The organism is Streptomyces sp. STR69, from assembly GCF_024519455.1.
In the GTDB taxonomy this organism is placed as follows: domain Bacteria; phylum Actinomycetota; class Actinomycetes; order Streptomycetales; family Streptomycetaceae; genus Streptomyces.
Genome location: NZ_JALJRY010000001.1, coordinates 1 through 12,874 on the forward strand (window position 1 = coordinate 1; position 12,874 = coordinate 12,874).

Genomic DNA, 12,874 nt, shown 5'->3' on the forward strand with positions numbered 1-12,874 from the left:
CCGTCAGCCCACCGCCATCGGGATACCTCATCCCTCCGGCATAGCGCAGCCCACACCAATCGTCACGACCCCACGTAACCCACACCGTTAAAGATCTCTAGTCCCAAGGACCAGCGCTCACTCCACCTGGACGTCTTCCGGTCACTCGAGCGCCCCCGAACATCAGAGTCAACCGGAATTAGCAATTCCGGTTGAGTGAAAGCACGACCCTGCCTGGCTCCACAATCTCCACTGAACATGGGTCACCGGGACGTACGTAGCGGTAGCCTGCTTACAGCATACTGAGGGGCTTCCTGGGCTGCATAGTCTGGTATCTAAATAACCTGCGGGATGGATTCCAATAACCCGAATGAACTTTCGTGGGGCCAAAGAGCTTTCAATGCAAACCATCCAGGCTTGAATCGGGGTGCGATGTTTGACTACGACGTCTGCCTTTCATTTGCTGGCGAGGATCGCGATTACGTGAGGGAAGTAGCCGACGCACTGCAAGCCAAAGGGGTTCGCGTATTCTTCGACGAGTATGAGGCTGTAAATCTCTGGGGCAAAGACCTGTACGAGCATCTCGACGAGGTCTATCGCCGGTCTGCTCGATACTGCATCCTATTCATTTCATCGGCCTATGCAAATAAAGTTTGGACCAGCCACGAGCGCAAGAGTGCACAGGCGAGAGCCCTGAGAGAGGGGATTGAGTATATCCTCCCCGCCCGATTTGACGATACTGAAATTCCCGGGCTTCGTAACACTGTGGGGTATGTCGATTTGCGAGGTCTGTCAGCGGTGGACTTTGCCAGAATGGTCGCTAAAAAGATAAAGGTGGAGCCTTCTTCAGTAATACATGCCTCGAATGCCTCACTTCAGAGTGCTACATCGACTAATTCGCCGACGAACGATGCTGCACTTCGGCCGCGTGCATCAGATGGCCCGCTTGAGGTATTTCGGAAAAATCAGGGAGCATTGATCTTGTTGCCGCTGGAGGGTGGAGGACGACTCGCACTGGAGGTTGGTCCGGTGACCGGAGTAGCACTCGCGGATGCGCTAAAAGCGGCGACTCGATATCGATAATTTCGGGCATGGGTCCAGGGATGATGGGCACCAAGGTGCCAGGCTTGTTGCATGCCGCCCCATCCCGTCGTCGAGATAGTTGACGCGCTCACCTCGCACTGGCAGTCGCGGTGCTGGTCCTGCCCCTCCGGTCGGAGTATCGCTTCTTTCGGTCATGCAAGGCCGCGTGACAGCCACGTCGGCGGGCCTCTCACAGGCGTCCACGGAAGAGCGGTCTGAGCTGCGTTACAGCAGCGGAATAAGGAATGCTTCAACCGCCAACACCGGACCAGTGTTCCCCCTGCACTCACCGCGGCCGGTATGAGCCTCCCTGGCCGACCCTCACAGAGCTACGCATCAGAAGTTTGTGAGAGGGGTGGGTGCGGAGCCATTCGGCGTCCCGTGACCCGCTGCTCCTGAAACCTCTATCCGCCCCGCTTGGCCGCCATGCTCTTCAACGAAAACATCGAGCCGACTCATCTTTGCCACGGAAGCTAGCTAACGCCACTCAACCGGATCCACGCACTGCCGAGCCCCGGCTGACCAATCAACACAACCGCCCTGACGAGCCTGCCCGCATCCGGCCCCATGAACCCCGGCGCGACACCCGGGCCACCTGTCTGCCCGGACCTCAAACCCCCACCAACCACACGGCAAATGGGTCCATCGGCAAGCAGACAGACCCTCATGAACGATCGAGGCTAACCCGGCCGGAGATGGCCTGGCGGCTATTGCAAGAGACTTGATGGTGACCCCTCACGGGCCATTCCCTCGGATCAATTCGGGCAGTATCGTGCCAATAGCGTGACCGCGACCCCTACGGAACGGAACGGAACGAATGGCCGGAGGCGGCGAATTGGGTACGGACGGTCCGGTCAAGGACCCGAGGATCTTCATCTCCTACCGTCGTATCGATACGAAGACGAGAGTGACGTCGCTGGCTCGTGACCTGTCGCTGAAGTTCGGCCCGAACGCCATCTTCGTGGACACCGACAAGATCCGTGCGGGCAACAAGTGGCGAGAGGGGATCGAGGCGGCCCTGGCTGCAGCCGACGTCCTGCTCGTGGCTATCGGCGACAAGTGGCTCAGCGCGACGGATCTCTACTACCGGCGCCGAATCGACAACGAGGACGACTGGGTGCGCCGGGAGATTTCCTCGTCACTGGCGTCCAAGAAGGCGATCATCCCCATCCGCTTCGACGGCCAGGCAAGTCTTGAACGAGAGGCCCTGCCGGAGGAGCTGCGGAAGCTGGCCGACCTCCAGTCGGTAGAGCTGCGCGAAAGCGACTGGCATGAGGATTTCGACAAGATCATCCGACGGCTGGGAGATTTCGGTTTCACCAGTTCGGCCCAGATCGTTCCGTATCCGAATCCGGTGATCAAGGAACCGGTGGCCTCCGAGGTGGAGATCAAGGAATTCCTGCGCCGCTATCCGGAGTGGAAGGTGCAGTATCGCCCCCATCCCACCGATCCCGGTGCTCAACGGAGAGGTATCGGTATCACCCTGACCTTCCGTAACTTCCGCGACGCGATCCATTTCATGGCAACCGCCGCCTGGGGAATCGATGAGCGCAACCACCATCCCGAATGGGAGAACATCTGGAAGTCCGTGGTCATCTGGATCACCCAGTTCGACATCGGCGGCGACATCACCGGCCGCAACATCGAACTCGCTGAATACCTCATGTCCGTCTACGAGCCCTACGCGAAGACCCTCCGCCCCACCTGATCTTGCAGACGCCCGCCGACCAACTCCTGGCTCGCCTCTGTCCAGCTTCCTGACCTGCGGATGCAGGGCCGACCTCGGGCCGGAGACGGCAGAGACGAGGCGGCAAATGAGCAACACCACGGCAAGGCCGAAGTGGATCGTGTGCTTCGCCCGGTTATCTGAGCACCCGCGAACTATGCAGCGTCAGATCGCAGTCGACACGCCTTCGCCTAACTCCAGAAACACAGCAACTCCTCAAACAGTGCGGAATGTCCGCTCTGGCTGGCGAGGCACTAACCAAGTGCGCGAGCACTTACGCGTAAGGGGGCGTGATGCGCGTCGATCACGGCACGATACTGGCACTGCTCCGACCTGCTGCGCGGGAAGTTGCCACAACTGGGACGAAAGGTCTCTTGGGGAGGGTTCAGCGGATCGCTTAGATCAATCGGTAGCCAAACGAATGTACGAGTTCTGGCGGTGCCGTTTACCTGGAGCACTGCACGGCGGTCCGAGAGCGCCAGGACCGCCGTGGGAGCCTGCTCGCTGCTACGGCGCGTCGCCGTCCTCCCTGAGCGACCTTGCAATCTTGGTGTTTGCCTCCTCCTCGTGACCGTCGATGCAGCCGTGGTAGCGGCGGTGGATCACCTCCGGCGAGTTACCGACCCGTCGGGCCACCTCAGCAATCGGCACGCCAGAGTTCAGCCATCGCGTGATGCACGCGTGCCGCAGGTCGTACGGACGTCCAGCCAACGGTGAGGCGGCACGGTCCGGCGGCAGCGCGTACTCCCGCGCTTTTTCCCACACCCGCCAGCAGGTGGATGAGCCGACCACTCCCCCGCGCTCATTGCCGAACACGCGCCCTTCCTTAGCAGTCCCGAACTCCTTCACATGAGCCCGGAGAATCACGATTAGGACGGGCGGTATGGGAACTGGCCGGTCGGTGGACGCCTCGCGCGCCTTCAGGCCCCGGCGATCGTGCCGCTCCCCGGAGTCGGTCCACTGCTTGCCGGAGACGGGACGCGTCTCCCGCAGCGTCAGCGTGCCCCAACCTGTGTCGGGCAGGTGGCAGTCCGCCAGCCGCAGCCCAACAGCCTCGGCCGGACGCAGACCCGCGTAGTACAAGACCGCGTAGAAGGCCACGAGGCGCCGGCCGCGGTTGCGGTCCCACGACCCGACGTAGGAGACGGCGGTGAGCAACTGGCGCCCCTGTACGGCGTTCACGAGGACCCGACGGTCCACCACGCCAGAAGAACCGACGCGCTTCCTGCGGGATGCTTGAAGCGGGTTCTCCGGTAGTTCCCCGTGGCCACTGCGTGTTCAAGGGCGGTGTTCAGAGCCCGGCGGCGTCTCTTGTACGTCTCCCCTGCCGCCGGGGTGCCATCCAGCCGGTAGCTGAGGCGATACATCACGTCCTCGAACACGACGGCGTCAGCCAGGTCGACGACCGGGTGGTCCGATGTAGAGAGCCAGTCGTACGCGGTCTTCAGTTCGGCCGGCGGGTCCTCCCCTGCATTCGCGGGGATGACCCCCCACCGGAATGCCAACCGAAGTTCCTTGTCCTCAGGGGCGTCATCGCCACGCTTCACCATGCCAGCGCCACGGCCGCAAGACGTCCGCCATACCCTCACGGGTCTTGGCGGCGCTCGTACGCCAGCGCCCGGCGACGTAGGTCCGGCAGAACTCGAACCATCGCAACGGCGGCTTCGTGTCCCGCGTTTCTGCCGCCGCGCGCACCTCGGACTCAGGCAGTCCCGATTCGATCTCGAACGCTTCACCGCGCCGGTTCATGGCCTGCCACAGTTCTGACCGTTGGCTCTCCGCCAGAGCAGAAGTGGTGAACGTGTCGCCGTGCACCTGACCTGCGACCGCTGTTGCGGGTCAGGACGTCGATGACGTCGCATAGTGATGGGCAAGGTCGGTGGCGAGGTCGCGGAGGTGAGCCCTGGCTTCGGTGGGGCCGTGCACAGTGATGGCGCTCCCGAACGGCAGTAGTGCTCGCACGTCCTCCAGGTGCAGGAAGCGGATCGTTACCTTGTGGCCGGTGGCGGAGTCTTCATGGTCGTCCGGGACGAGTCGTTGGCCAAAGATCCGTTGCGCTCGCTCGATCTGGGTCTGGTCGATGGTGGCGCTGACCTCTATCGCGTGGTTGTGCTCCCACTGATCAACGAGCGCTGCAGCGACGGTGGCCAGGGTCTGGTTCTCGCGGATCCGTCGTGGCTGGTCGACTTCTTTCCACGTCGTGATCCGTTCGAGTCGGTACATCCGTGGCACTCGGGCACAGTCGGCGACGAGATACCAGATGCCGGCCTTGGCCAGCAGCCCGTAGGGATCCACGACCAGGTCGCGTGGGCACGACTCGCGTGGGCTGTCGTACTCGATCCGTAGCCGGCGACCTCGCCGCACTGGGCCGATCAGCGAAGCCGGAGTCGTGCCGGAAGCTCGTGCCCGGAGCCAGGGACGGCTGTCCACGTGCACTACGTCGGTGAGCGGCAGGAGCTCATGAACTCGATGTGGTTGTGCAGCGGCGATCTTGGAGAGCGCGTGCCGGCTTTCTACCGATGCGTTGAGCTCCGCACGTTGCTTCTCGTCCAGCCCGGTGAGCGACAGATGGTCACGCTCGCCCGGTGTGAGTCGCGTGAGGTCGAGCCCGGACCCGGGCAGCATGGTCACGCCTCCGAGGCGGCCCCGTTGTGCGGTCACCGGCAGACCGGCGTCGCGGAGCCAGTTCAGGTCCCGGTTGATGGTTCGAAGGGACACCCCGAGCGCCGAGGCAAGTTCCTGTGTGGTCACGGCATCCCTCGATTCGAGGAGCAGCATCAGGGAGAAGAAGCGGTCTGGGGTCACACACCAATTTTTTCAGGAATTGCGACACGATGCGGCGCATATCCCGGTCAGGCTCGTGGATGCGTACCTACGACCAGTGAGAAGGAAAAACCATGACCACATCCGTCATGTCCATCGTCTATGTGAACGACGCTCCCGCCGCAGCTCGTTTCTACGGCGACCTCCTCGGCATGAGCCCCTCGTTCGAGACTCCGGGATACATCACCTTCGACCTCGGGCCGGGCGCTGACCTCGCTCTGTGGTCCGGCCAGTTCGAGGATCTGTCACCGGACGTCCCACGCACCAGTGAGGTTTGCCTGGCCATCGACAGTGGGCCCGACGAGCTCAACGCGATCTTCAAGAAGTGGCAGGCCAAGGGCGTCACGATCCTGCACGAGCCTCATGACGTGGGGTTCGGGCTGACCTTCCTCGCAGCCGATCCCGACGGGAACCGTATCCGCGTCGCACCGCGGGGCTGAAGGGCCACAATGCGGCAGGCGTGCGCCGCAGGTGTCACGCCTGCCGTCGTCTGACTTCGATCGGACACTCGTTCTTCGCGTGGGCGCCGTGGTGTGCCGCAGGTGGGCAAGCCGGTCAGCGCTCCAGGAGCCGCTTGCCCGCCTCGTTGTGGCTGTCACCGGCGGCCGGGGTGAGGTTGTCGAGCTTGGCGATGTGCTCGGCGCTCAGCTCGATGCTGTCGGCGGCGGTGTTCTCCTCGACGCGCTGGACGCGCTTGGTGCCGGGGATCGGGGCGATGTCGTCGCCCTGGGCCAGCAGCCAGGCCAGGGCCACCTGTGCCGGGGTGGCGCCGACCTCGTCGGCGACGGCCTTGACCTCGTCCGCCACGCGCAGGTTGCGCTGGAAGTTCTCGCCCATGAAACGCGGGTTGGTCTTGCGCCAGTCGTCGTCGGCGAGGTCGTCCGTCGAGCGGATCTGACCGGTGAGGAATCCGTGGCCGAGCGGCGAGTACGGCACGAAGCCGATGCCCAGCTCGCGCAGCACCGACAGCACCTCCGCCTCCGGGTCGCGGGTCCACAGCGAGTACTCCGACTGCAGAGCGGTGACCGGGTGGACGGCGTGGGCGCGGCGGATCGTCCCGACCCCGGCCTCTGACAGGCCGATGTGGCGGATCCTGCCTTCGGCGACCAGTTCCGCCAGCGCGCCGACGGTCTCCTCGATCGGCGTGTCCGGGTCGACCCGGTGCTGGTAGTACAGGTCGATGTAGTCGGTGCCGAGGCGCTTCAGGGAACCTTCGACCGCGGTGCGGATGCTCGCGGGGCTGCTGTCCAGGGAACCGGCGGCGCGGCCCGAGTGCGAGAGGAAACCGAACTTCGTCGCCACGACGACCTTGTCACGTCGGCCCTTGACGGCCCGGCCGACGAGCTCCTCGTTGGTGAAGGGGCCGTAGACCTCGGCGGTGTCGATGAAGGTGACGCCCAGGTCGAACGCCCGGTGGATGGTACGGATCGACTCGGCTTCGTCCTGGCTGTGTCCGGTGTAGAAGGCGTTCATGCCCATCGTGCCCAGGCCGATGCGGGAGACCTCCAGGTCCCCCAGCTTGATGTGCTTCATGAGTCGTGCTCCGTGTTTCTCGGGTGTGTGCGGAAGCCCGGCGGCGTACGCCGTGGTGTGCGTCCTACGAGGTGGAAAGGGATCTTCCGCCGACCCGCTGGACGGGCCCGTCACATGGCAGCCGTGCTGCGTCCGCGCCCTCTCCCTCCCGCCGTCACCGGGGCGGGGACGAGCACTGCGGCTTGCCGGTCAGTCGGCCGTTTCCGCCGTCTCGGAATCGTTGGCCGGCGCGGACTCGTCGATGTCGTCGTTGGTCGCGGCCCAGCTGGCCAGCAGGTTCAGGGCGTCCTGTGATCGTGACGCGGGCTCGGCGGTGTAGGTGAGGAGGAACTGACTGGGGTCGCTGCCGAGCGGGAAGGTCTCGAACGGAAGTTCCAGGTCGCCGACGACAGGGTGGTGGAGGCGCTTCGCGCCGGTCGTGTGGATCCGGACGTTGTGGGCGGCCCAGCGGCGGCGGAATTCCTCGCTGCGGGTGGACAACTCCCCGATCATGTCCGTCAGTCGCCGGTCGTAGGCGTCGCGGCCGGCCTCGGCGCGCAGCATGGCGACCGTGTCGTTGGCGACCTCGTCCCAGTCGCGGAAGAACTCGGTCGCGTGCGGGTCGAGAAAGACGAACCGGGCATTGTTCGGTGGCCGCAGCGCGTCGGCGTAGACCGGGGAGAACAGCGCGCGCCCGAGGAGGTTGGCGGCCAGGACGTCCAGGCGCCCGCTCATGACGAACGCGGGTGTGCCGGTCATCGAGTCGAGGACGCGCCGCACCGCGGGCCTGACGCGTTGCTGGGCCGGACGGCGGCGCGGCGGACGGGCCGGGCCGGCGCCGCGCAGGAGGTCCAGGAGGTGGAGGCGCTCGGCTTCGTCGAGCTTCAGCGCCTGCGCGATGCCGTCGATGACGCTCTCGGAGACGCCGGTGGCGTTGCCGCGCTCCAGCCGGGTGTAGTACTCGCTGGAGATGCCCGCGAGCAGGGCCACCTCCTCCCGGCGCAGCCCGCTGACCCGCCGACGGTCTCCGCCGTACGAGGGCAGTCCGGCCTGCTCGGGAGTGACCCTGGCCCGTCGCGTGCCCAGGAATTCCCTGATCTCCGCCCGGAAATCACCACGGATGTCGCGATTGGTGCCGTACGGATCGTTTCTTCCTGCCATGTGCTCCACTCTACGAACGCCTCCCGCTGTCTGGGAGTCCCTCTCAGTGACCCCCTCATCAGGGACTCCCACCCACGCGTGACAACCGGTTCTGTTGATGGTGCACCGCCCACGACGGTGTGAACGGCCCGGATACGGCGGCGCTTCTGCCGCCGCTCTCCGGCCCCTCCGCGGCGCCGTCGGCGCTGCGGTCCCCGGAATCGGACGGACGGATCATGCGTCGATACACCAAGCCCGCTGTCGTCGTCACGGCGCTGGGAACGCTCGGCCTCGCGGCCTTCGGATCGGGTGCCGCGGACGCGGCCGGCACGGCCGACGGCAACCCCGACTCCGGGGCGTCGAGTCGCGTCACGGCGGAATCCGCCTCCTGGAACCACGGGACCGCCCAGCTGAACAAGCGCATCATGCAACGCTTCACCAGCGAGTTCCTGCCCACCGGCGATCCCGCTCTGGCGAGGAAGTTCATCAGCCCGGACATCGTCATGCACTTCGGCGGCCGGACGCAGCAGGGCCGGGACACGTATCTCGGCATCGTCGCCGCGAACATGAAGGCATTCCCCGACCTCAAGTGGACGGTGGAGGACATGCGGGCCGAGGGCGACACCGTGGCCGTCCGCTACACCATGACCGGCACGCACGAGGGTCCCTTCGCCGGAGTCGAGGGCACGGGCAGGAAGATCCACGCGGAGAGCTTCGCGTTCTACCGCCTGTCCCACGGCAAGATCGTCGAGGAGCGCGCCCAGCTCGACATGCTCGGCATCCTCCAGCAGATGGGCGCCCTGCCCGCCGTATAGCAGCGGAGCGCCGTACTCCACCCGCCTCCGCCGCGGCCACCCCCATGGTGATGCAGCCACCGGCGCTCGGCCCATACGGGTTCGTGTCGGGCCTTGCGTCGCACGCCCAGAGCACCAAGAAAGAACAGGACACTCCCATGGCAACAAAGCTGACCGACACGGTCGCGCTCGTCACCGGCGCGAGCAGTGGCATCGGTGCCGCCACCGCCCGACGACTCGCCGAGGACGGCGCCTCCGTCGCCCTGGTGGCCCGCCGCAAGGACCGCCTGGATGACCTCGCCGCCGAGATCGAGAAGGCGGGCGGCACCGCCCTGGTGGTCGAAGCGGACATCACGGACCGCGCCCAGGCCGAGGCCGCCGTACAGCGGACCGTCGAGCACTTCGGACGTCTGGACACCCTGGTCAACAACGCAGGCGTGATGCTCCTGGGCCCGGTCGTCGGTGCGGACGCCGACGAATGGGAGCGCATGATCGCCGTCAACGTCCAGGGCCTGCTCTACACCACCCGCGCAGCCCTCCCGCACCTGCTCACGGCCGCCGAGGACGGGCCGCGCCGGGTCGCCGACATCGTCAACATCAGCTCGATCGCCGGCCGGGTCGCCTGGAACGGCTACGGCGTCTACAACCTCACCAAGTTCGGCGTGAACGGCTTCACCGAGTCCCTGCGCCAGGAGGTCACCCGGCGCCACGTCCGCGTCGGCGTGCTGGAGCCGGGCGGTGTGGACACCGAGCTCGGCTCGCACAACGACCACAAGCCCGAGGTCCGCGACGCGATCGGCACCTTCTACGAGCAGACCGAGGTCCTTGCCCCCGACGACATCGCCGACGGCGTCTCCTACATGGTCACCCGGCCCCGCCACGCCTCTGTCGGCGAACTGTGGATCATGCCCACCGATCAAGACTGACCTCCCACTCGCCGAAACACCCCAAGCACCCCAAACACCCCAAGAACCCCAAAAACGCGCAAAGGAACTCATCATGAGCAAGGTCATTCTCGTCACCGGTGCCGGACGCGGTCTGGGCACGGACATCGTCCGCGAGGCCCTCGCCGCAGGCCATCAGGTCGTCGCCACCGGCCGCCGCCCCGAAGAGGTCGAGAAGACCCTGGGCGGGCCGCAGGACAACCTGCTGGTCACCAAGCTGGACGTCACCAGCCTGGAGGACGCCGAGGCAGCCGCCCAGGCAGCCGTCGACCGCTTCGGACGCATCGACGTCCTGGTCAACAACGCCGGCAACTTCTTCGCCGGCTACTTCGAGGAGATCACGCCCGCGCAGATGCGCCAGCAGATCGAGACCAACCTCTTCGGCCCCATGAACGTCACCCGTGCCGTCCTGCCCGTCCTGCGCAAGCAGCGCGCCGGGCACGTCATCACCCTCTCCTCCTCCGCCGGCATCATCGGCCAGGAGTTCTGCGTCGCCTACGCCGCCTCCAAGTTCGGCGTCGAGGGCTGGATGGAATCCCTGCGCTACGACGTCGAGCCCTACGGCATCCACACCACGGTCGTGGAACCCGGCTTCTTCCGCACCGAGCTCCTCGTGGACGCCTCCACCACCTGGCCCGAGCCGACCATCGACGACTACGCCGAGCGCACCACCGCCACCGTCGCGGCCTGGAAGAGCATGAACGGACAGCAGACCGGCGACCCCGCCAAGCTCGCCCGCGCCCTGCTGACCATCGCCGGCCAGGACAAGCCCCTGCAGCGCTTCGTCGCAGGCGCCGACGCCATCGAAGGCGTCAAAGCCAAGGCCAACGAACTCCTCGCCCAGGCCGAGGCCTCCCTCGAACTGGGCGGCAACCTCGGCTACGACGACACCAGCGCCTGACACGCCCGGAACCGGAGTCTGGGCTCACATCCCAGTGAGGAGTCCGGGCCGCACACGTGCGAGCCCTCGGACGACCGCAGGTCCCGCTGACGGCGTCACTTTCCCGTCCGGTGTCCGGATGGCGCGGCACCGGCCGGCGATGGGAACGACGCGCACCATGAAGCATCCGAGTGCTCGCCGGCCCGTCCGGCGCCGACCTGCCCCCGCCGCCGGACGCCTGGAGCCCCGAGTCATGTCCCACCCATCCGGGCCGCATCTGTCCACTTCCGCGCCGTCGCGCGAAGTCAAGGACCAGGCTGCGGAGGAATATCGGATCGCACGAGGCGGACTCGCGCGGCAGGTATGCGGTCGGGCAGGTACGCGAATCCGTTGCCGTTGTCGAGGAGCAATGCCTCGTCGATGCCGTCCACGGACCAGAGATCAACCGGTCCGCCGGTGTTGTTGATCCGAAAGAAGAAGTCTGTTTCCTCCTCGCCCCGGCAGACGAAGATTCCCTCCGCCTCGGGGCGGCGGCTGCCGGCGATTCCCCGGGCGGCGCCCATCCGGGTCCAGTCCAGGCCGTGCTGTGCGATCGACCGGCGGTTGAGCACGGACGAGATATGAAAGAAGTGCGACGTTTCGAACACGCCCGGAGTATAGGAGGCAGTGAGGCTGCCTCCTCAGGTCGAGGTGGTCAGCTCCAGGGTGGGGACGGCCAGGACGGCAGTTGGTGGATGGTCAGTCGGACGAACGGCGCGCCGCCCCTGGATGGGACGGCGCGCCGTGGATGTCACGTCACTGCCGGGACGTCACTGGTCTGACGTCATGGTGCCGGTGGTCAGTGGTGGCCGCCGCCACCGTGACCGCCACCCTCGTGGCCCCCGCCGCCGTGGCCGCCACCCTCGTGGCCACCCCCGTTGTGGCCACCGCCACCGTGGCCGCCGCCGTTGCGCCCGCCCCAGGACTTGTCGTCCACGAGGCGGCGGTGGTCGTTGCGGAGGGTGGCGGTGTCGGAGCGGTTGTCCCAGGCGTAGTCGCGGCGGTCCTGGTAGACGTCCTGGGCGGTGTCGCGGCCCTTTCCGGTGTGGACGCGGACGGTGGCGTGACCGCTGAGGCGGAAGTGACGGAAGGTGTAGGTCTGACCCTCCTTGTTCGACAGCTTCCAGCCGTCGAGGTTCACGCCGCGGCGGTCGTGGTTGGTGATCTCCACCCACTCGTTGTTCAGCGAACGGGCGGAGCGGTCGTCCTGTCCCGGCGAGTCGGCCTGCACGCGGCTGATCTCCACGCTCGGCCGGGCCGCGTGGTCGGCCGCGGTCGCCGGCAGTGCCGCCGCGCCGACGAGTGCGCCGGCAGCCAGCGCGGCTGCGGCCAGACGACGGACGGACACGGAAGGTGAAGAGGTCACGGGTTCCCCCAGCATGGTGCGGGCACCTCCCTGGCATACGGCTACGGCCGTACCCCGGGGCTGTGCGGTGTGCGGGTGGCGGCCTGTTGGCCGCACACCCACACCTTCTCCACCGCGCCGACGGGATATGAGCGATACGTGAATCGCGTTACGAGTCAGTCGTATTTCCGTGACTGTCGCCTGTAGCGTCCATTTATGCGCGTGATGCACCATGTTGACGCCCCGAGTTGTTGGGGGCGCTGACCCTAGATCCGTGATCGCCAGGGTGCGCCACCCCAGGTCCGCCGGAGGCGTCACCCGAAAGTGGGTAACGGCCAGACCACCGATCCCCGTTACTCGAAGACTCCCGGGCGCACTGGCTCACGATCCGCTCCTCCTGCGACTTTGGAGTGCTACGAGAGATGACGAGAGTTCTGCGTCGACTCGGTCATTGGTAGTAGCAGGTCTTCGCCGTTCCTGACGCCGGGTCGCCGAAGACCGTGTTGGTGCACGGGGTGCCGCCCGTGAAGGTGCCGTAGAAATACTGGCCACCCGCCCCGTACGCCACCTCGTGGGTGCCGGAGAAGGTGCAAGTCCCGTTCTCCGCCG

13 protein-coding genes and 2 pseudogenes are annotated in these 12,874 nt (G+C 66.1%); 7 read left to right on the plus strand and 8 right to left on the minus strand.

What is annotated here, in order from left to right; genetic code table 11:
* Positions 1-411: 411 nt before the first annotated feature.
* The 3 genes and pseudogenes from OC490_RS00005 to OC490_RS00015 form a co-directional block, all read left to right on the plus strand.
* Positions 412-759 (plus strand): annotated as a pseudogene (locus OC490_RS00005) (TIR domain-containing protein); the annotation flags it as partial.
* Positions 760-891: 132 nt separating this feature from the next.
* Positions 892-1,062: pseudogene (locus OC490_RS00010) on the plus strand (DUF3117 domain-containing protein); the annotation flags it as partial.
* An 817-nt stretch (positions 1,063-1,879) separates the two neighbouring features.
* Positions 1,880-2,770 (plus strand): 4a-hydroxytetrahydrobiopterin dehydratase, encoded by an 891-nt coding sequence (locus OC490_RS00015; RefSeq protein ID WP_262055665.1) that lies wholly within the window; start codon positions 1,880-1,882, stop codon positions 2,768-2,770.
* Positions 2,771-3,295: 525 nt separating this feature from the next.
* Here OC490_RS00015 and OC490_RS49275 read toward each other — a convergent pair.
* The 4 genes from OC490_RS49275 to OC490_RS00025 are packed head-to-tail and all read right to left on the minus strand — an operon-like array spanning position 3,296 to position 5,593.
* Complete coding sequence (locus OC490_RS49275; RefSeq protein ID WP_315986640.1) at positions 3,296-3,970, minus strand: tyrosine-type recombinase/integrase; 675 nt, start codon at positions 3,968-3,970, stop codon at positions 3,296-3,298.
* Positions 3,967-4,338 (minus strand): hypothetical protein, encoded by a 372-nt coding sequence (locus OC490_RS49280; RefSeq protein ID WP_315986641.1) that lies wholly within the window; start codon positions 4,336-4,338, stop codon positions 3,967-3,969. Before OC490_RS49280 ends, OC490_RS49275 begins: the two co-directional genes overlap by 4 nt.
* A complete protein-coding gene (locus OC490_RS49285) occupies positions 4,319-4,603 on the minus strand; it encodes a hypothetical protein (protein ID WP_315986642.1) in 285 nt (94 codons plus the stop codon). The genes OC490_RS49280 and OC490_RS49285 overlap by 20 nt, the downstream gene beginning before the upstream one ends.
* Positions 4,604-4,627: 24 nt before the next feature.
* A complete protein-coding gene (locus tag OC490_RS00025; protein WP_262055666.1) occupies positions 4,628-5,593 on the minus strand; it encodes a helix-turn-helix transcriptional regulator in 966 nt (321 codons plus the stop codon).
* 92 nt (positions 5,594-5,685) lie between these two features.
* Between OC490_RS00025 and OC490_RS00030 the strand changes: the two genes are divergently transcribed.
* On the plus strand, positions 5,686-6,051 hold the full coding sequence (locus tag OC490_RS00030; RefSeq protein ID WP_262055667.1) for a VOC family protein: 366 nt from the start codon (positions 5,686-5,688) through the stop codon (positions 6,049-6,051).
* Positions 6,052-6,166: 115 nt separating this feature from the next.
* Here OC490_RS00030 and OC490_RS00035 read toward each other — a convergent pair whose 3' ends face one another.
* Both OC490_RS00035 and OC490_RS00040 read right to left on the minus strand, forming a co-directional pair.
* Positions 6,167-7,144 (minus strand): aldo/keto reductase, encoded by a 978-nt coding sequence (locus OC490_RS00035; protein ID WP_262055668.1) that lies wholly within the window; start codon positions 7,142-7,144, stop codon positions 6,167-6,169.
* 189 nt (positions 7,145-7,333) lie between these two features.
* Positions 7,334-8,284 carry a helix-turn-helix transcriptional regulator gene (locus tag OC490_RS00040; RefSeq protein ID WP_262055669.1) on the minus strand — a complete coding sequence of 317 codons (951 nt, stop codon included), beginning with the start codon at positions 8,282-8,284 and terminating at the stop codon, positions 7,334-7,336.
* A 215-nt stretch (positions 8,285-8,499) separates the two neighbouring features.
* On the opposite strand from OC490_RS00040, the gene OC490_RS00045 reads away from it, so the two are divergent.
* The 3 genes from OC490_RS00045 (at position 8,500) to OC490_RS00055 (ending at position 10,902) form a co-directional block, all read left to right on the plus strand.
* The gene (locus OC490_RS00045) at positions 8,500-9,078 is read left to right on the plus strand and encodes an ester cyclase (RefSeq protein WP_262055670.1); all 579 of its coding nucleotides are present in this window, start codon (positions 8,500-8,502) and stop codon (positions 9,076-9,078) included.
* A gap of 137 nt (positions 9,079-9,215) precedes the next feature.
* Entirely contained in the window at positions 9,216-9,983 is a 768-nt protein-coding gene (locus OC490_RS00050) for an SDR family NAD(P)-dependent oxidoreductase (protein WP_262055671.1), read from the plus strand.
* 73 nt (positions 9,984-10,056) lie between these two features.
* Positions 10,057-10,902, plus strand: coding sequence for an SDR family oxidoreductase (locus OC490_RS00055; protein ID WP_262055672.1), 846 nt, complete (start codon positions 10,057-10,059; stop codon positions 10,900-10,902).
* Between the two features lie 284 nt (positions 10,903-11,186).
* On the opposite strand, the gene OC490_RS00060 is transcribed toward OC490_RS00055, so the two are convergent.
* Positions 11,187-11,528: a hypothetical protein gene (locus OC490_RS00060; protein WP_262055673.1), complete on the minus strand. Its 342-nt coding sequence runs from the start codon at positions 11,526-11,528 to the stop codon at positions 11,187-11,189.
* A gap of 191 nt (positions 11,529-11,719) precedes the next feature.
* Positions 11,720-12,301 carry a lamin tail domain-containing protein gene (locus tag OC490_RS00065; protein ID WP_262055674.1) on the minus strand — a complete coding sequence of 194 codons (582 nt, stop codon included), beginning with the start codon at positions 12,299-12,301 and terminating at the stop codon, positions 11,720-11,722.
* Positions 12,302-12,874 lie beyond the last annotated feature (573 nt).

Bases quoted from the DNA above. Each gene is read 5' to 3' on its own strand.
- OC490_RS49280 (WP_315986641.1), bottom strand. From the start codon at position 4,338: ATGGTGAAGCGTGGCGATGACGCCCCTGAGGACAAGGAACTTCGGTTG.
- OC490_RS00055 (WP_262055672.1), top strand. From the start codon at position 10,057: ATGAGCAAGGTCATTCTCGTCACCGGTGCCGGACGCGGTCTGGGCACG.
- OC490_RS00030 (WP_262055667.1), top strand. From the start codon at position 5,686: ATGACCACATCCGTCATGTCCATCGTCTATGTGAACGACGCTCCCGCC.
- OC490_RS00065 (WP_262055674.1), bottom strand. From the start codon at position 12,301: ATGCTGGGGGAACCCGTGACCTCTTCACCTTCCGTGTCCGTCCGTCGT.
- OC490_RS00015 (WP_262055665.1), top strand. From the start codon at position 1,880: ATGGCCGGAGGCGGCGAATTGGGTACGGACGGTCCGGTCAAGGACCCG.
- OC490_RS00040 (WP_262055669.1), bottom strand. From the start codon at position 8,284: ATGGCAGGAAGAAACGATCCGTACGGCACCAATCGCGACATCCGTGGT.
- OC490_RS00035 (WP_262055668.1), bottom strand. From the start codon at position 7,144: ATGAAGCACATCAAGCTGGGGGACCTGGAGGTCTCCCGCATCGGCCTG.
- OC490_RS00045 (WP_262055670.1), top strand. From the start codon at position 8,500: ATGCGTCGATACACCAAGCCCGCTGTCGTCGTCACGGCGCTGGGAACG.
- OC490_RS00050 (WP_262055671.1), top strand. From the start codon at position 9,216: ATGGCAACAAAGCTGACCGACACGGTCGCGCTCGTCACCGGCGCGAGC.